The organism is Streptomyces sp. NBC_01717 (assembly GCF_036248255.1).
Classification (GTDB): domain Bacteria; phylum Actinomycetota; class Actinomycetes; order Streptomycetales; family Streptomycetaceae; genus Streptomyces.
Map to the genome: position 1 here is coordinate 8,334,416 of NZ_CP109178.1, position 16,948 is coordinate 8,351,363.

Below are 16,948 nucleotides of genomic sequence, written 5' to 3' on the forward strand. Positions count from 1 at the left end.
GCCTCGCAGCACGAAAGCGCGTACTCCTCATGAGCATCAAGAAGACCTCTCTGTACGGCGGCGCCACCGCCGCTGCCCTCGCTCTGACCCTCACCGCCTGCGGCGGGGGCTCCAACGGGGGCGGCGCCGCCGGAGGGGCGTACGACAAGAACGCCACGGTCAACATCGGTTCGCTCTACGAGCCGCAGAATCTCGACAACACCGCGGGCGGCGGCCAGGGCGTCACCGAGGCGCTCAACGGCAACGTGTACGAGGGGCTGTTCAAGCTCACCGACGACGGCAAGGTCGAGAACCTGCTCGCCCAGGACTACAAGCTCAGCGGCGACGGACTGACGTACACCTTCACCCTGCGCGACGGTGTGAAGTTCCACAGCGGCAAGAAGCTCACCAGCCAGGACGTCAAGTACAGCCTGGAGAAGGTGATAGCCAAGGACTCGCAGTCCGCGCGCAAGAGCAATCTCGAGGTCATCAAGTCCGTCGGGACACCGGACGCACGCACGGTGAAGGTCCAGCTGTCGAAGAAGTCGATCTCGTTCGTCTACAACCTCTCCTACGTGTGGATCATCAACTCCGACGCGAAGAGCCTCAAGACGAGCGAGGACGGCACCGGCCCGTACCGGCTGAACAAGTGGACCCGCGGTTCCGCACTCGGCCTCGACCGGTTCACCGGGTACTGGGGTGACGCGGCCAAGAACAAGCAGGTCGTCTTCCACTACTACAAGGACGCGACCGCTCTCAACAACGCGCTCCTGACCAACGCCGTGGACGTCGTCACGAGCGAGCAGTCGCCCGACGCCCTCGACCAGTTCAAGAGCAACCAGAACTACAAGGTCAACGACGGCAACTCGACGACCAAGCTGCTGCTCGCCTTCAACGACAAGGCCAAGCCCTTCACGGACGTCAAGGTCCGCCAGGCCGTCTCCTCCGCCATCGACGACAAGAAGCTGCTGGAGTCGGTCTGGGGCGGCTACGGCAAGCTCATCGGCTCCATGGTGCCGCCCACCGACCCGTGGTACGAGGACCTCACCAAGGTCAACGCCTACGACACCGCCCGAGCCAAGAAGCTGCTCACCGAGGCCGGATACAAGGACGGCTTCACCTTCACCCTCGACACCCCGAACTACGACCCGCACCCGACGGCGGCGACGTTCATCAAGTCGGAGCTCGCCAAGGTCGGCATCACCGTCAAGATCAACACGATCACGCCGGACGAGTGGTACACGAAGGTCTACAAGAACCACGACTTCACGGCCACGCTCCAGGAACACGTCAACGACCGCGACCTGGTCTGGTACGGCAACCCCGACTTCTACTGGGGCTACGACAACAAGCAGGTCACGAAGTGGGTCGAAGAGGCCGAGCAGGCTTCCGGCACGGCTGAGCAGACCGAACTGCTGAAGAAGGTCAACCGCCGGACCGCGGAGGACGCGGCCAGCGACTGGCTGTACCTGTACCCGCAGATCGTCGTGGCCGGCAGCAAGCTGTCCGGATACCCGGTCAACGGCCTCAACTCGCAGTTCTTCGCGTACGACATCGAGAAGGGCTGATGGCGCAGTATCTCCTGCGCCGCCTCGCCTTCCTGCTGGTGTCGCTGGCGCTCGCGAGCGTGGTCCTGTTCGTGCTGCTGCGGATGCTGCCGGGCGACCCCGCCAACGCGCTCACCTCGGTGGGCGCCAGCCCCGAGCAGATCGCGGCGGCCCGGCACTCCATCGGCTCCGACAAGCCGCTGCCCGAGCAGTTCGTCCACTGGATCGGGCAGCTGGCAGGCGGTGACCTCGGTACGTCGTTCGTCAGCTCGCTGCCGGTCGCGCCCGAGGTCGCCTCGCGGCTGAACGTCACGATCCCGCTCACGCTCTCGGCCTTCGTCCTGGCGGTCCTCATCGCCGTCCCGGTCGGTTTCGTCGCCGCGCACCGGCGCAGGACCTGGTACGGCGCGCTGCTCAGCGGAGTCTCCCAACTGGGCATCGCCGTTCCCGTGTTCTGGCTCGGAATGATCCTGATAGCCGTCTTCGCGCTGAACGCCGGCTGGCTCCCCGCAGGCGGCTTCCCGCCGGACGGCTGGTCGCAGCCGGCCGAGGCGGTCCGCTCGCTCGCACTGCCCGTCATCACCATCGCGCTCGTGATGAGCGCGTCACTGATCCGCTACGTCAGGTCGGCCACGCTCGACGTACTGGACAGCGACTACCTGCGTACCGCGCGAGCCCTGGGCTCGTCGTTCGGGCGGGCCATGTGGCGGCACGGGCTGCGCAACGCCTCGGTGCCGGTGATCTCGATCCTCGGTATCGAGCTGGCGTCCACGCTGCTCGGCGCGGTCGTCGTGGAGTCCGTGTACGCGCTTCCCGGCCTCGGCTCGCTGCTGGCGACCGGCATCGCACAGCACGACTACCCGGTGATCCAGGGCGTGCTGTTCGTCTCCACGCTCGTGGTCCTGGTCATCGGCTTCGCCGCCGACTTCGTACAGCGGATCATCGATCCTCGGCTCCGCGGCAGGCTCTCCGGGGGTGTCCGATGAAGCAGTCGACGAAGCGCTCGTACACGCTGACTTTCGGATGCGTGCTGGCCGGCCTGATCGCGCTGCTTGCGCTGGTCTCGCTCTTCTGGGCCCCGTACGCCGCCGACGACACGTCCGGCGGGCGGCTCACGGGCCCCGGTGCGGGCCATCTGCTGGGCACCGACAAACTCGGCCGTGATCTGTTCACCCAGCTGATGACCGGCTCCCGGGTCGCCTTCGAAGCGGGCCTGGGTTCGGTCCTCATCGCGGCCGCCGTCGGCGTCACGCTGGGCGTGCTGGCCGCGTTCGCCCAAGGCTGGCTCGACGACACGCTCTCCGCGTTCCTCGACATCCTGATCGCCTTCCCGACGCTGCTGCTTGCGATGCTCATCGTCGCCGCGCACTCGGCCACACTGGGGTCCGCCGTGCTGGCGATCGGCCTCGCGCAGAGCGCGGTCGTCGGGCGGCTCGTGCGGGTTCTGGTCAAGCGGGTCCTGGCACAGGACTACATCACGGCCGCGCGCACGTCCGGCACGTCGTGGCCGCGGATCGTGGCCGGGCATGTGCTGCCCAACATCTGGCCGACGCTCGTGGTGAACCTGGCCCTCCAGTTCGGACTCGCGGTACTGGCCGAGGCCGGCCTGTCCTACCTGGGCCTGGGGGCGCCGCCGCCCAACGCCTCGTGGGGCCGCATGCTCCAGGAGGCTCAGGCCACCTTCACCACGGCCCCGGCCGGCGCATTGGCCCCCGGCATCCTGCTCGTCCTGCTCGTCATCGGTGTGAACCTCATCGCCGACGGACTGCGCGACACGCTCGACCCGGCGGCCCGACGGAGGAGCGCATGAACATCCTCGACGTACGCGACCTCGCGATCCGTACGGCCGACGGGCGCATCCTCGTCGACGGCCTCTCGCTGACCATCGCACCCGGCGAACGACTCGGCCTCATCGGGGAGTCGGGCTCCGGGAAATCGCTGACCACTCTCGCCGTGCTCGGTCTGCTGCCCGACGGCATGACGGCCACCGGCAGCGCCGAACTCGCCGGCACCCAGATCGTGGGCGCGAGCGAGAAGCAACTCACGGGTGTACGCGGCCGGGACGCCGCCATCGTCTTCCAGGAGCCGCTCACCGCACTCGACCCCCTGATGCGTGTCGGCAGGCAGATCGCCGAACCGCTGGGCAGAAGGCGAGGGCTGAGGGGTGCCGGGCTGAAGCGGGCCGTCGCGGAAGCCCTCGAGCAAGTGCGGCTGCCCGAACCCGGCCGCATCGCCCGCGCCTTCCCGCACGAGATCTCCGGCGGACAGCGGCAGCGCGTCGCACTCGCCATGGCCCTGGCCTGCGACCCGAAGCTGCTCATCGCGGACGAGCCGACCACCGCGCTCGACGTCACCGTGCAGTCCGACATGCTCGACCTGCTCGACAGCCTCGTACGGGAACGGGGCATGGCCGTCCTCTTCGTCAGTCACGACCTCGCGGTCGTCTCGAAGGTCACCGATCGCGTCCTGGTGATGAAGGACGGCCGCGCCGTGGAACAGGGCGACGTCCGCGAGATCGTGCGGGCCCCGCGCGAGGAGTACACCAAGGCGCTGGTGGCGAGCGCGCGGCAGCTGGAATCGGCTCTTGACCTGAGGAGCGCACGATGACGCCCGTACTGGAGCTGAACGCGGCCTCCTTCGCCTACCGGGGACACCCGGCGCCCGTCGTCGAGGACGTCTCCTTCGCCGTCGAGGCCGGGCACAGCCTCGCCCTCGTCGGCGAATCCGGCGCGGGCAAGACGACGCTGCTGCGGCTGCTGCTCGGGCTGGCCCGGGCCACCTCCGGGACCGTCCGATTCGACGGCGACGAGCTGAAGCCGCGCGACCGCGAGCAGATGCGGCGTTTCAGGCGCAGCGTGCAGTGCGTCTTCCAGGACCCGTACTCGTCGCTGGACCCGCGTCGGCGTGTCGGCAGCATCGTGTCCGAACCACTGCGTTCCCTCGGCATCGACAGCCGGAGCACGGCCGGGCCCAAGGTGGCCGACGCCCTGGAGCGGGTCGGTCTCCCGGCCGACGCCGCCGAGCGCTATCCGCACGAGTTCTCCGGCGGCCAGCGCCAGCGCATCGCCATTGCCCGTGCGACCGTGTGCGACCCGCGGGTGCTGCTCGCCGACGAACCCGTCAGCGCACTCGACGTCACGACCCGGGTCAAAGTCGTCGACCTGCTCAACGAGTTGAAGCAGAAGCAGGGCCTGACCCTCGTCATGGTCTCCCACGACCTGTCGGTGGTGGCGTCCCTGTGCGAACGCACCGCCGTCCTGGAGCGCGGCCACATCGTCGAGCACGGCGAAACCGGACAGGTGCTGGGCGCTCCCGCGCACCCGTACACACGTCGCCTCGTCGAAAGCGTGCCGCGGCTGCCCGCGTGACGGGTGTGCCTGATCACGAGGCGTCGCTGTCCCGACCTGATCCGTGCCGTGCCGGATGTCTCCGGCGTCGCACGGAACTCAGCTCGCCCTCGCCCACGCGTAGCGGTGCTCGGGCCGGCCGGTGTCGCCGTATTTGAGACTGAGGCTGATGCGGCCCGCGCTCTCCAGATACTTGAGGTAGCGCTGGGCGGTGGAGCGGCTCAACCCGGCCCGGACAGCAACCTCGTGTGCGGACAGCGGTTCGTCCGCCGCCGACAGGACGTGGCGGATGACTTCGGCGGTCGGCGCGGAGTGCCCCTTGGGCAGACCGGCTGCGGGAACGGCCTCCGCGGTGCGGAGCGCACCGAAGATCTGGTCGACCTGTTCCTGGCCGGCCTCGCCCCGGCCGTTGCCCACGCCTTCGAGGGTGCGGCGCAAAGCCGCGTAGCTCTCCAGCTTGGACCGCAGACCGCCGAAGCTGAACGGCTTCACGAGGTACTGCAGGGCGCCGTAGCGCAAGGCGGTCTGCACGGTCGTGACATCGCGAGCGGCCGTCACCATGATCACGTCCGCCGTGTGGCCGAGCTGGCGCAGTCGCCGTACCAGCGTGAGTCCCGTCTCGTCCGGAAGATAGTGATCGAGAAGTACGAGGTCGACATGGCTGCGTTCCAGGACGGACAGTGCCTGGGCGGCGGTGTGTGCGCGAGCGACCACGCGGAAGCCGGACACCTTGGCCACGTACGCCGCGTTGATCTCGGCCACCCGGAAGTCGTCGTCCACCACGAGGACGTCGATCATTGCACCCCTCCCACTTCGGTCAGCTGCCGGACGGTGAGCGTCTCGGGCAGTACGACGGTGAAGACCGCGCCACCACCGGCCCTCGCACCGACGCGGGCCACCCCGCCGTAACGCTCCGCGAGACGACGTACCAGCGCCAGCCCGAGCCCACGGCCCCGATGCGCGGGGGACTCCTTGGTGGACCAGCCCTCGGTGAAGATCTGTTCGCGTAGATCGGGAGCCACGCCCGGACCGTTGTCGCTGACCCGCAGGACCGTCGCGGTGCCCTCCGCGCGGAGCTCGACCTCGATGAGGGAAGCGACGTCCAGCGCGTTGTCGATGAGGTTGCCCAGGACGGTCACCAGATCGCGCGGGTCCACCACGACGTCGGGGAGCAGGGTGTTCGGGGAGATGAGCAAGGACGCGCCCCGCTCCGCCGCGATGGCCGACTTGCCCACCAACAGCGCGGACATCAGAGGGTCATTGACACGTTCCGCGACCTGCTCCGCCGAGGCCCGGCGACCGTTGGCCACCTCTGCCACGAACTCCACCGCCGCTTCGTGCCTCCCGAGTTCCAGGAGTCCGAGCAGGGTGTGGAGACGGTTGGCGTGCTCGTGGTCCTGGGCGCGGAGCGCGTCGAGAAGGCCGTGCGTGGAGTCCAGTTCGCGGCCGAGCAGCTCCAGTTCGGTGCGATCGCGCAGGGTGACCACAGCACCGCCGTCACCGGTCGGCATGCGGTTGGCGATCAGCACGCGCCCCCTGCAGACGGTGAGCAGGTCCACGCCGTCGACCTGCCCTGTCAGCACCTCCGCCGCGCGGCCCGGCGGCAGCACCTCGCTCAGAGCACGGCCGACGGCGTCCGGCGTCAGCTCCAGCAGACGCTGCGCCTCGTCGTTCAGCAGCCGAATCCGCCCCCGGGCGTCGAGGGCGAGAACTGCTTCGCGGATGCTGTGCAGCATGGCCTCGCGCTCGTCCAGCAGTGCGGAGATGTCGGCGAAGGCAAGGCCATGGGTGCTGCGCTGCAGACGTCGCGAGACGGCCAGGGCGGCGAGGACACCCGCGGCGAGCGCAGCCCCCGCGTAGAGCAGAAGTCCCGGAATGGTGCCGAGCAGCCGCTCGCGGACGCTGTCGTAGGCGATGCCCACCGAGACGGCGCCGACGATCGTCCCGTGCGCGTCGCGGAGGGGGACCTTGGCGCGTGCCGAGCGGCCCAGGGTGCCGTCGTCGATCTGCATGATCTCCCGGCCGGCCAGGGCCGTGCTGGGATCGGTGGAGACGTGTCTGCCGATCTGCGGGGTGTCGGTGTGCGACCAGCGGACCCCGCGGGTGTCCATGACCACAATGTAGAGCGCACCGGTCGCCCGCCGGATCCGCTCCGCCTCGGCCTGTACGGGGCCGCCGGGGCTGGGCTCGGTGCTCGTCAGGTTGTGCACCAGACCGGGTTCGGCGGCGGTCGTCTGGGCGATGGACAGAGCCTGGCGCATCGCCTGGTCGTCGAGCTGGTGGCTGAGCGGGCCGAGGAAGAGCCCGGTGACGAGCATGACCACCCCGGTCGTGATGGCGACCTGGGTGAGCAGGACCTGGGCGAAGACACGGCGGGGCCATTGAATCCGCATGTGCTCGTCCTCTGCCTTCCGCCCGCCTGGGAATCTGCTGATCCGTTTGCTGTGTAAACGCAACGTAAACGTCGCTGCCGTCGCTGACCAGCCCTCGTAGCACTTTCGTTCTTCGGGCGTGAGCAGAACGAGCAGAACCGCAGGTTATGGGCAGAAGCAGGAGTTGTGAGCGCAAGGGTGCCGTCGTGCCCAGGCCGCATTTAGCGTCCCGCCCCATGAACAGCGAAACGAGCCCCGCCATCGAGCTGCGGGGGGCGAGCAAAGCGTTCCGGACTCCGTCGGGGGCGCTCCACACCGCCGTACGAGATCTGGACCTCACGATCGGGCGCGGTGAGTTCGTTGCCGTGGTGGGACCTACCGGCTGCGGCAAATCGACAACGCTGACGCTGGTCAGCGGCCTGGAGGAGCCCACCGAGGGAGAGGTGCTGGTCGCCGGTGAGCCGGTGCGCGGCATCGGCGACAAGGTCGGCTTCGTCTTCCAGCAGGACGCGGTCTTCCCCTGGCGCACCGTGCTGTCCAACGTGATGGCGGGCCCCCGCTTCCGGGGCGTGCCGAAGCCCGAGGCGAAGGAACGCGCCCGGGAGTGGCTCGCCCGGGTCGGCCTGTCCTCCTTCGAGGACCGCTATCCCCACCAGTTGTCCGGCGGCCAGCGCAAGCGTGTCGCACTCGCGGCCACGTTCGTCAACGATCCCGAGATCCTGCTCATGGACGAACCCTTCTCCGCACTTGATGTGCAGACCCGGGCCCTGATGTCCGACGAACTGCTGGAGTTGTGGGCCGGGACCGGCGCTTCCGTCGTCTTCGTCACCCATGACCTGGAGGAGTCCATCGCGCTGGCCGACAAGGTCGTGGTCATGACCGCGGGACCGGCCACCGTCAAGGAGGTCTTCGAGATCGATCTGCCCCGCCCGCGCAAGGTCGAACAGGTGCGTCTGGAGCCCAGGTTCCTGGAGATCTACCGGGAGATCTGGTCCTCGCTGGGCGAAGAGGTCCGTATCACCCGCGAGAGGGGTGCACTCGATGTCGCCTGATTCCATCACCGCGAGCGCCGCCGTCACCAAGACCGAGCGGACCCAGGCCAGGGCGCGAGCCACCCGCAACCGTAGGTTCCTGGTGCTCGGAAGCCGGATCGCGCTGCTCTTCGCGGTCATCGGGCTGTGGGAGTGGCTGGCCCGGACCGCGGTCATCGATCCGTTCAACTTCTCCATGCCGTCGAAGATCTGGGACCAGATCCGTACCTGGGTCATCGACGGCACCGCGCAGGGCTCCCTGTGGGAGCAGATCTGGTACACGCTCTACGAAGCACTGCTCGGCTGGGTCATCGGTGTGATCGCCGGTGTGCTGCTCGGTATCGCGCTGGGCCGGATCCGGTTCGCAGCCGATGTCCTCGGCCCGTACATCAAGGTGCTCAACGCCTTGCCGCGCATCGTGCTCGCCCCGATCTTCCTGATCTGGTTCGGCCTCGGCCCCGCCTCGAAGGTGGCCTCAGCGGTCGTCCTCGTGTTCTTCCCCGTCTTCTTCAACGCGTTCCAGGGCGCCAGGGAGGTGGACCGTAACCTCGTCGCGAATTCGCGCATTCTGGGTGCCAGCAACCGCCAGGTCACCTTCCAGGTGGTCATCCCCTCGGCCACGTCATGGATCTTCACCAGCCTGCACGTGAGCTTCGGCTTCGCGCTCATCGGCGCCATCGTCGGTGAGTACATCGGTGCCACCAAGGGGCTCGGACTGCTGGTCGCCGCTTCCCAAGGCACCTTCAACGCCGCCGGCGTCTACGCCGCGATGGTGATCCTCGCGGTCGTCGCGCTGCTGGCCGAAGGCCTGTTGACCTTCCTCGAGAAACGGCTCTTCCGCTGGAAGCCGGCTGACGCCGACTCCGCGCGCTGACGTCTGCTCCACACGGAGGCGCCCACTCCGCACCTCGGGCCGCCTGCCATTCGAATATCCGATTGTTTCTTCACGAGGACGTGAACCAGATGCGTACACTCACCCGGGTCTCGGCCGTCGCCGTCGCCGGCGCACTCGCCCTGACCACCCTGACCGCCTGTGGATCCAACTCCGGGTCCAGCGGCGCCTCCGACGGCAAGAACGCCAAGGTCAAGATCATGGTCGGGGGCCTCGACAAGGTCATCTACCTGCCCGCGATGCTCACCGAGCGGCTGGGCTACTTCAAGGACGAAGGGGTGTCGGTCCAGCTCCTGACCGAGCCGGCGGGCGTCCAGGCCGAGACGGCCCTGGTCTCCGGTGATGTGCAGGGAACGGTCGGCTTCTACGACCACACCCTCGACCTCCAGGTGAAGGGCAAGCAGGTCGAGTCGGTCGTCCAGTTCTCACAGGCTCCGGGCGAGGTCGAGATCGTCTCCAACCAGGCGGCGGGCGACATCAAGTCACCCAAGGACTTCAAGGGCAAGAAGCTCGGTGTGACGGGCATCGGCTCCTCGACCGACTTCCTCACGAAGTACCTCGCCGTCAACAGCGATGTGCAGACCAGCCAGTTCACACCCGTCGCGGTGGGAGCGGGTCAGACCTTCATCTCCGCACTCCAGCAGGGCTCCATCCAGGGTGGCATGACCACCGACCCGACCGTCGCCACCATCCTGGACAAGAAGCTCGGCAAGATTCTCATCGACATGCGGACTCCCGAAGGCTCCAAGCAGGCGCTCGGCGGGCTCTACCCGTCCTCCAGCCTGTACATGCAGACCGAATGGGTCAACAGTCACAAGGAAACCGTCCAGAAGCTGGCCAACGCCTTCGTCAGGACGCTGAAGTGGATGTCCACGCACAGCGCGGACGAGATCGCGGCCAAGATGCCCGCCGACTACGCGCAGGGCGGCGGCACGGCTCTCTACGCGCAGGCCATCAAGAGCACGCTGCCCATGTTCACCACGGACGGCGTCATGCCCGCGGACGGCCCCGCCACCGTCGAGCGGGTCCTGAAGGCCTTCAACCCGAACCTGAAGAACGCCGAGGTCGACCTCGACAAGACCTTCACCACGGAGTTCGTCAAGAACGCGGGCTGACCTCAGGCAGTCTGATCCCCCGAACGGCGGAACACGCCGTACGAGGCTGATGCGATACGGACCGGCGCCCCGGCGAAGGCCGACGAGGCGCTCGACGGAGAGACCGATCTCTCCGTCGAGCGCCTCTGCCGCCTTCTGGCTAAGGTCGACGAGGGGCCCGAGTACCTGATCGACGGAGCTCCCATGACAGTGAATCTTGAAGCACGCGATGTGGCCCCGCGCCTCGCCACCGGTGTGTTCATCCTGAACTCGGGACTGAGCAAACTGAAAGCGGACAAGGAGACGGCGGCGGGCGTGCACGGTATGGCCTGCATCGCCTATCCGTTCTTGGAGAAGTTGGACGCGCAGCGCTTCACCCGGCTGCTCGCCTGGTCGGAGATCGCCGTCGGCGGGACGCTGCTGGCCCCCTTCGTACCGACCCGACTGGCCGGAGTGGCGCTCACCGGCTTCTCCGCGGGGCTGATCGGTCTGTACCTGAGGGTCCCCGGAATGCGGGAGTCCGGCAGTCTGCGACCTACCCAGGCCGGCATCCCGCTGGCCAAGGACTTCTGGATGCTGGGCATGGGAATCGGATTCCTGGGCGCGCATTCACCACGCCGAGGAGCAAGCGCGAACCGGTGTCCGTGGCACCGGTGCGGACGTCGCTGACGGGACGACCCGCGCCGGGCCGCGCCGGCGGTCGGTGTGCGAAGCCCGCGATGCACGTGGCGTGCGCCGGGGTGTGCGGCGCGTGTCGATGGCAGGGTCCGGGCGCGGGAGCGGAGATGGTGTTCGCATGAACAGCGCAGACCTATTGACGGACGCGTTCACACGAATCCAGGAAGAGGTGCACTCGGCGGTCGAGGGCCTGTCCGCCGACGACCTGCACGTCCGGCTCGATGACGGCGCGAACTCGATCGCCTGGCTGGTGTGGCACCTCACCCGGATCCAGGACGACCATGTCTCGGATGCGGCCGGTGTGCAGCAGGTCTGGTTCTCCCAGGACTGGGCCTCCCGTTTCGACCTGCCCTTCGACAAGGGAGCCACCGGATACGGGCAGAGCAGTAAGCAGGTCGCGGCTGTCCAGGTGGGCTCGCCCGAACTGCTGCTCGGATATTACGACGCCGTCCACGAGCAGAGCATCGAGTTCATTCGTGGGCTCCACCCCAGGTCCCTGGAGCGCATTGTGGATGAGACCTGGTCGCCGCCGGTCACCCTCGGCGTGCGTCTGATCAGCGTCATCGCGGACGACCTGCAGCATGTCGGCCAGGCAGCATTCGTCCGGGGTTCGCTGGAGCGCCGGTAGAAGCGTTCACGGCCGGGCGGTGCGCGGGGGTGAATCCGCGTTCCGCCCGGCCGCGTCGGTGGTGCCCACGGATCACGAGTAGAAGTTGCGCTCCCACCGGTGCTTGGCCAGCACGGCGAGCTGGTCGGCGGTGAGCGGACGTCCGTCGCTCAGGGCCGTGTTGCGCTCGACGTTGCGTACGGAGCGCATTCCGGGGATGACGGTGGAAACCGCGGGCGAACTCAGTACGAACCGCAACGCATGCTCGGCGATCTCATCGGGGGCGATGCCGAGGTCGGCGACGATCGCGGCCACCCGCTGCTCGACCTGTGCCGGGCGGTCGTCGCGGAAATAGCGGTTGCGCCAGTCGCCCTCGGGAAACGTCGTACCGGCGGTGATCCGGCCGGTGAGGCCGCCCTCGTCCAGCGCCACCCGCACGATGACACCGACGCCGTGCTCCTCACAGGCCGGCAGCAGCGCGTCGGCGGGCGCCTGGTCGAAGAGGTTGTAGATGACCTGCACCGTGTCCACGGCGCCGCTGCTCACGAGTGCGAGTGCGTTGTCGGGCTGGTGGTCATTGATGGAGACGCCGAACAGGCGGATCTTTCCCTCCTGCTTCAGTTCCGCGATCGTCTCCAGCCAGTCACCACGGCCGACCCAGTCATCGCTCCAGACGTGGAACTGCAGTACGTCGAAGTGGTCCTGGCCGCTGGTGCGCAGACTGGTCTCCAGGCTCTCGCGGATGTGCTCGCCCGGGAACGTCTCGGCCGGGTCCAAGCCGTCGGGCGCCGGCCACGTGCGGTTCTTCGGCGGCACTTTGGTCGCGACGAGCACCTCGTCGTCGGCCCGCTCGCGGACGACCCGGCCGACGATTCGCTCGCTCTCGCCGTAGCCGCGCGCCGTATCGATGAAGTTCACGCCGAGGTCGATGGCACGGTGCAGGGCGCGTACCGATTCGTCCTCCGTGGCACCCACCCAGCTGGACTCACCGATGCCCCACGCGCCGTATCCGATCTCGGACACGGACAGTCCACTGCGTCCCAGCTCGCGGTAGCGCACAATCATCCTCCACGTCATCGTCCTCGTCCTGACCGAGCCGAGGCTTCTGCCAGGAATCACGTTGACAATAAGCGACTCGGGCGCCGGGGTCAGTCGGGTTTTGGCGAGGCCGGAGTTGCGCGTACGTGGGCCGACGGTGCAGGTGTCGCTGAGTGGCCGCAGCGGCAGCCGTTCACTGCTGCCGGGCCCCTGTCCCGGTGCTGCCCGTGGCGTCCACGGCGTAGCGCGGCGCGTGCCGCGGCCAGGGTTTGGCGGCTTCGATCTGCGCGGCGAGTTCCAGCAGGCGCTTCTCGCCGCCGGGCTCGGCGACGAGCTGCACCGCGACGGGCATCGCTTTGTCGTCCACCCCCACGGGCACGGCGAGCGCCGGCCAGCCCGCGATGTTCCAGGAACCGAAGAGCGAGGCAGTACGGGTGCTGACGGCAGAGGTGCGCAGTGCGCCGTGGTCGCCCCAGCGCTTCGCCTGCGCCGCCGGCTGGCTGAGCGCGGGCAGCAGCAGGACGTCGATCTCTCCGAAGAAGCGTTCTGCCGCCTCGGTGCGCCAGCGGTCCCGCGCATGGTCCCCCTGCAGGTGCACGGCCGCCAGTGTCCTGCCGATCGCGGCCAACCGCCGGGTGCTCCGGTCGAGTTCGGTGCGGTCGAGTCCCTCGGCGCTCTGGTGCGCCGAGGCGTACCACGAGCTCAGCGACGCAGGTCCCAGCCATGCCGGGTAGCGCCGGGTGTGCCGGGTCACCGTGTGCCCGAGTCCTTCCAGCAGCCTTCCGGCTTCCAGCGCGGCACGGCGGTATTCGGCGGCGATCGCAAAACCCGGCGAGATCGACCGGACCGACACGCCGATGCGCAGCGGCCCCGGTTCGCCGAGTTGCGCGTAGTCCGGTTCACCGGCCATCACGGCCAGTCCGAGGGCGGCGTCCCGCACCGTGGTCGCGATCGGCCCGTTCTCGACCAGGTCGAACCAGGTCGAGTCGCCCGGTGCGTGCGGCACGACGCCGCGACCGGGCTTGATGCCGATGGTTCCGCAGCAGGCGCAGGGGATACGGATCGAGCCGAACCCGTCGTTGCCGTGTGCCAGTGGGACGAGGCCGGCGGCCACTGCTGCCGCACTGCCGCCCGAGGAACCACCGGGTGTGCGCTGCTCGTTCCAGGGGTTCCGGGCGATCCCGTAGACGCTGTCCGCCATCGGGACCAGGCAGAGTTCCGGCACGTTGGTCAGACCGATCACCACGGCGCCCGCTGCCCGCAGCCGCTCCACGATGATGTGGTCGGCGGAGCTGCGGTCCGGCGTAGTGGCAGCGGATCCGCTGCGGGCCTGCTCGCCCGCGACCGCGATGTTGTCCTTGATCGCAACCGGGACCCCTGCGAGCGGCAGGGAAGCACGGTCGGTCCGCCGGTCCACCGCCTCCGCCTCGGCCTGCGCCTGCTCCGCCCGCACGTGCCGGAAAGCGGACAGGCCCGGATCGAGCCGGGCGATGCGGTCCAGATGCCGGCGGGTGACGTCGGCCGCGTCAGCCCGTCCGTCACGTACGGCGGCAGCGATGTCGACGGCGGTGCGGCCGGTCCAGTCAGTCATGGTTGATGAGTCAACCTCGTGCTGCCCGCACCGCCAATCCCTCTGCACTCGTGTTACCGAACGGTAATCTCTGGCCGCACGATGTGGACAAGCCATGGGACAAGTTGTGAGCGGGTTGCCGTGGAGGAGACTGGGAGCACGGGGACGCAGATGCAGGACGAGGCTGGTGGACATGGGTGCACCGGACGTCGAAAACCGCACGGACCGGCTCGACGAGCACACGACACGGAACTGGGCCCGGGCCGAAGTCGGAGTGCGAGGCGTCATCACCGGATGGAGCCGAGAAGCCGAGCAGCTGTTCGGATACCCGGCCGAGTGGGTGCTGGGCCGCCCAGCGACCGAGTTCCTGGCCACGGCCGCGGAATCGGCGGACGCCGATGGCGCCGTGAGCGTGGTGCGTCATCGCGACGGCCGGCCGGTGCCCTGCAGGCTGACCATCCGCCCTGTGGAATCGACGGGGGCAGGAAGCGGCGCCGACGCGCGGTGGACGGTGACGTTTGTCCCGACGGGGCCCCCTGAGTCGGCCCTGGACCGGGCGCTGCTCGAGGCGCTGTTCACCCGGTCCCCGGTGGGGCTCTTCGTTCTCGACCCGCAGCTGCGGCTGGTGCGGTTCAGCAGCGCTGCGGAAGGCATGCACGGCGCCCCCGCCGGGGGAGCGATCGGCAAGCGGCCGACCGAGGCATGGCCCGACTTCAGCCCGGAGCTCGTGGAACGCGTGCTGACCCGCGTGCTGGACACGGGCGAACCGGTGATGGGTTTCGAGAAGCAGGGCAAGCCGCCGGGGGATCCGGAGCACACGCACGTCTACTCGGTCTCCGCGTTCCGCCTCGAGGACGACGACGGTCGTGTCCTGGGCGTGGCCGACGCCGCGGTCGACGTCACCGAACGCCACCTCGCACAGGAGCGGCTCGCTCTGCTCGCCGAGGGCGGTTCACGCATCGGAACCGGACTCGATGTGATGCGCACAGCCCAGGAGTTGGCCGAGGTGGCAGTGCCCAAACTGGCCGACAGCATCGGCGTGGAGGTGCTGGAGCCGGTGCTCATGGGCGGGGAAATCTCTTGCGGCCCGGTGCAGCCCGGCGCCGTGCTGCGTCGGGCCGCGTCGCGGTCCCGGCGGACCGACACGCTGCCGGGCGCCTACCCGGTCGGCGAGTCCAGCACCTTCCCGCCGACGTCACCGTCGTCCCAGGCGCTCTCCGATCTGCAACCGCGCCTGATCAGCCCGCTGACCCCCGACAGCGAGTGGGTGCTGAGCGATCCCGTCCGCGGCCGTCGGATGCTGGAGGAGAAGATCCACTCGCTCATGTTCGTACCGCTGGTGGCCCAGGACCGTGCCCTGGGGATCGCCACCTTCTACCGCTGGGGGGAGCAGGGCCCGTTCCAGCAGGACGACCTCACGGTGGCCACCGAGCTCGGCCGCCGTACCGCTCTCTGTCTGGACAACTCCCGCCGCTACCTGCGCGAGCACGACTCCCTGATGGCACTGCAGCGGAGTCTGCTTCCGACGGGACCTCCCCGGAACAACGGGGTGGAGGTGGCCTACGAGTACGTGCACGGTGGGGCCGGCGGTGACTGGGTCGATGTCGTGCCGCTGTCGGGGGCCAGGGTGGCGCTTGTGGCAGGCAGCGTGCCCGGGCGCGGCATGGAGACCGCCGCCGCCATGGGACGGCTCCGCGCGGCCGTGCACACGCTCTCCGATCTGGACCTGGAGCCCGACGAGATGCTCGCCCGCCTCGATGACCTGGTACGGCGTCTCGCCGACGACGCCGGACCCTGGCGCGACGGCAACGAACCGCCCCACGAAGCAGGCTCCGAAGCGCCACATGCCGGCTCGGGTGCCTGGTGCACCTTCCTCTATCTGATCTACGACCCCATCTCCCTGCACTGCTGCGCGGCCGGCGCGGGCCATCCCGGCCTCGCCGTCGTCCACCCGGACGGGACAGCGATGATGCTCGAGGTTCCGTCCGCCGCCCCACTCGGCCTCCCCGGGCCGCCGTTCGCAAAGACCGACGTGACGCTGCCGGAGGGCTCGGTGCTCGCGCTCCACACCAGCGGGCTCCTGCAGGCGCGCGGCCGGGACCAGGAAGAGGCCCGACTCACAGACCTGCTCGCCCGGCCGTCCGGCTCGGTGCAGGAGACGGCCTGCAAGATCACCGAGGCGCTGGTTCCGGAGCAGGCCGGTGAGGACGCCGCCGTTCTCGTCGCCCGTACACACGCATTGGACCCCGGTCGGGTCGCATCGTGGCACCTGCCGATGGACCCGGCCATCGTCTCCACGGCCCGGTCGCTCGTCACCCGCCAGCTCACATCATGGGGCCTGGACGAGGAGACGTTCGCCACCGAGCTCATCGCCAGCGAGCTCGTCACCAACGCCATGAGGCACGCCGAGGCCCCCATCCGACTGCGCCTGATCCACGACCTCGTCCTGACCTGCGAGGTCTTCGACGGCAGCAGCACCGCGCCACGGCTTCGACATGCCCGCACCACCGACGAGGGCGGCCGGGGGCTGTTCCTCGTCGCCCAGTGCTCCGACCGTTGGGGAACGCGTTACACGCAGCAGGGAAAAACCATCTGGACCGAGCAGAAGCTGGTCCACGAAGTCGGGGAGCCGGTCTGAACTGGCGCAGGGAGCGTAGCAAGAACCGCATAAAGTTCTAAATGGCGCAAAACGCGACAAAGTCATTGAACGGTACTAGATTTCCGTCTGGGCGAAAGTGCGGTGTGGCGGTCGGCGGGCCCCTGTGTGAACCGGAGCTGATGTGGCGGACGATG

At 68.7% G+C, this 16,948-nt stretch carries 15 protein-coding genes; 11 read left to right on the top strand and 4 right to left on the bottom strand.

The genetic code is table 11. The annotated features are described in order from the left end of the window. The first annotated feature begins 29 nt into the window (after positions 1–29). Genes OHB49_RS37750 through OHB49_RS37770 form a run of 5 tightly spaced genes read left to right on the top strand, consistent with a single transcriptional unit; the run spans position 30 to position 4,894 of the window. Positions 30–1,547, top strand: a complete 1,518-nt coding sequence (locus tag OHB49_RS37750; protein WP_030973151.1) for an ABC transporter substrate-binding protein — start codon at positions 30–32, stop codon at positions 1,545–1,547. Then, positions 1,547–2,512 (top strand): ABC transporter permease, encoded by a 966-nt coding sequence (locus OHB49_RS37755; RefSeq protein ID WP_329165401.1) that lies wholly within the window; start codon positions 1,547–1,549, stop codon positions 2,510–2,512. Before OHB49_RS37750 ends, OHB49_RS37755 begins: the two co-directional genes overlap by 1 nt. Beyond that, entirely contained in the window at positions 2,509–3,336 is an 828-nt protein-coding gene (locus tag OHB49_RS37760; protein WP_030973154.1) for an ABC transporter permease, read from the top strand. The genes OHB49_RS37755 and OHB49_RS37760 overlap by 4 nt, the downstream gene beginning before the upstream one ends. After that, the gene (locus OHB49_RS37765; protein WP_329165403.1) at positions 3,333–4,133 is read left to right on the top strand and encodes an ABC transporter ATP-binding protein; all 801 of its coding nucleotides are present in this window, start codon (positions 3,333–3,335) and stop codon (positions 4,131–4,133) included. The genes OHB49_RS37760 and OHB49_RS37765 overlap by 4 nt, the downstream gene beginning before the upstream one ends. Then, on the top strand, positions 4,130–4,894 hold the full coding sequence (locus OHB49_RS37770) for an ABC transporter ATP-binding protein (protein ID WP_329165404.1): 765 nt from the start codon (positions 4,130–4,132) through the stop codon (positions 4,892–4,894). Before OHB49_RS37765 ends, OHB49_RS37770 begins: the two co-directional genes overlap by 4 nt. Positions 4,895–4,972: 78 nt before the next feature. On the opposite strand, the gene OHB49_RS37775 is transcribed toward OHB49_RS37770, so the two are convergent. After that, positions 4,973–5,671 (bottom strand): response regulator, encoded by a 699-nt coding sequence (locus tag OHB49_RS37775; RefSeq protein WP_030973160.1) that lies wholly within the window; start codon positions 5,669–5,671, stop codon positions 4,973–4,975. Continuing rightward, a complete protein-coding gene (locus OHB49_RS37780; protein WP_329165405.1) occupies positions 5,668–7,266 on the bottom strand; it encodes a sensor histidine kinase in 1,599 nt (532 codons plus the stop codon). The genes OHB49_RS37775 and OHB49_RS37780 overlap by 4 nt, the downstream gene beginning before the upstream one ends. Positions 7,267–7,481: 215 nt before the next feature. Here OHB49_RS37780 and OHB49_RS37785 point away from each other — a divergent pair, with 215 nt between their 5' ends. The 5 genes from OHB49_RS37785 to OHB49_RS37805 all read left to right on the top strand — a co-directional run bounded on the left by OHB49_RS37785 (position 7,482) and on the right by OHB49_RS37805 (position 11,568). Continuing rightward, positions 7,482–8,297: an ABC transporter ATP-binding protein gene (locus OHB49_RS37785; RefSeq protein ID WP_030973163.1), complete on the top strand. Its 816-nt coding sequence runs from the start codon at positions 7,482–7,484 to the stop codon at positions 8,295–8,297. Continuing rightward, positions 8,287–9,150, top strand: coding sequence for an ABC transporter permease (locus OHB49_RS37790; protein WP_329165407.1), 864 nt, complete (start codon positions 8,287–8,289; stop codon positions 9,148–9,150). Before OHB49_RS37785 ends, OHB49_RS37790 begins: the two co-directional genes overlap by 11 nt. An 89-nt stretch (positions 9,151–9,239) precedes the next feature. Continuing rightward, on the top strand, positions 9,240–10,283 hold the full coding sequence (locus OHB49_RS37795; protein ID WP_329165408.1) for an ABC transporter substrate-binding protein: 1,044 nt from the start codon (positions 9,240–9,242) through the stop codon (positions 10,281–10,283). Between the two features lie 183 nt (positions 10,284–10,466). Then, complete coding sequence (locus OHB49_RS37800; protein WP_030973171.1) at positions 10,467–10,931, top strand: hypothetical protein; 465 nt, start codon at positions 10,467–10,469, stop codon at positions 10,929–10,931. A 127-nt stretch (positions 10,932–11,058) separates the two neighbouring features. Next, positions 11,059–11,568 carry a mycothiol transferase gene (locus OHB49_RS37805; protein WP_329165410.1) on the top strand — a complete coding sequence of 170 codons (510 nt, stop codon included), beginning with the start codon at positions 11,059–11,061 and terminating at the stop codon, positions 11,566–11,568. 72 nt (positions 11,569–11,640) lie between these two features. Here OHB49_RS37805 and OHB49_RS37810 read toward each other — a convergent pair whose 3' ends face one another. Continuing rightward, entirely contained in the window at positions 11,641–12,606 is a 966-nt protein-coding gene (locus OHB49_RS37810; RefSeq protein WP_329166763.1) for an aldo/keto reductase, read from the bottom strand. A gap of 172 nt (positions 12,607–12,778) precedes the next feature. Beyond that, positions 12,779–14,176 (bottom strand): amidase, encoded by a 1,398-nt coding sequence (locus OHB49_RS37815; protein WP_329165411.1) that lies wholly within the window; start codon positions 14,174–14,176, stop codon positions 12,779–12,781. Between the two features lie 172 nt (positions 14,177–14,348). On the opposite strand from OHB49_RS37815, the gene OHB49_RS37820 reads away from it, so the two are divergent. Continuing rightward, positions 14,349–16,793, top strand: coding sequence for a SpoIIE family protein phosphatase (locus tag OHB49_RS37820; protein WP_329165412.1), 2,445 nt, complete (start codon positions 14,349–14,351; stop codon positions 16,791–16,793). The last annotated feature ends 155 nt before the right edge of the window (positions 16,794–16,948 follow it).

Bases quoted from the DNA above. Each gene is read 5' to 3' on its own strand.
- OHB49_RS37750 (WP_030973151.1), top strand. From the start codon at position 30: ATGAGCATCAAGAAGACCTCTCTGTACGGCGGCGCCACCGCCGCTGCC.
- OHB49_RS37820 (WP_329165412.1), top strand. From the start codon at position 14,349: ATGGGTGCACCGGACGTCGAAAACCGCACGGACCGGCTCGACGAGCAC.
- OHB49_RS37760 (WP_030973154.1), top strand. From the start codon at position 2,509: ATGAAGCAGTCGACGAAGCGCTCGTACACGCTGACTTTCGGATGCGTG.
- OHB49_RS37800 (WP_030973171.1), top strand. From the start codon at position 10,467: ATGACAGTGAATCTTGAAGCACGCGATGTGGCCCCGCGCCTCGCCACC.
- OHB49_RS37770 (WP_329165404.1), top strand. From the start codon at position 4,130: ATGACGCCCGTACTGGAGCTGAACGCGGCCTCCTTCGCCTACCGGGGA.
- OHB49_RS37795 (WP_329165408.1), top strand. From the start codon at position 9,240: ATGCGTACACTCACCCGGGTCTCGGCCGTCGCCGTCGCCGGCGCACTC.
- OHB49_RS37755 (WP_329165401.1), top strand. From the start codon at position 1,547: ATGGCGCAGTATCTCCTGCGCCGCCTCGCCTTCCTGCTGGTGTCGCTG.
- OHB49_RS37765 (WP_329165403.1), top strand. From the start codon at position 3,333: ATGAACATCCTCGACGTACGCGACCTCGCGATCCGTACGGCCGACGGG.
- OHB49_RS37775 (WP_030973160.1), bottom strand. From the start codon at position 5,671: ATGATCGACGTCCTCGTGGTGGACGACGACTTCCGGGTGGCCGAGATC.
- OHB49_RS37780 (WP_329165405.1), bottom strand. From the start codon at position 7,266: ATGCGGATTCAATGGCCCCGCCGTGTCTTCGCCCAGGTCCTGCTCACC.
- OHB49_RS37790 (WP_329165407.1), top strand. From the start codon at position 8,287: ATGTCGCCTGATTCCATCACCGCGAGCGCCGCCGTCACCAAGACCGAG.
- OHB49_RS37815 (WP_329165411.1), bottom strand. From the start codon at position 14,176: ATGACTGACTGGACCGGCCGCACCGCCGTCGACATCGCTGCCGCCGTA.
- OHB49_RS37805 (WP_329165410.1), top strand. From the start codon at position 11,059: ATGAACAGCGCAGACCTATTGACGGACGCGTTCACACGAATCCAGGAA.
- OHB49_RS37785 (WP_030973163.1), top strand. From the start codon at position 7,482: ATGAACAGCGAAACGAGCCCCGCCATCGAGCTGCGGGGGGCGAGCAAA.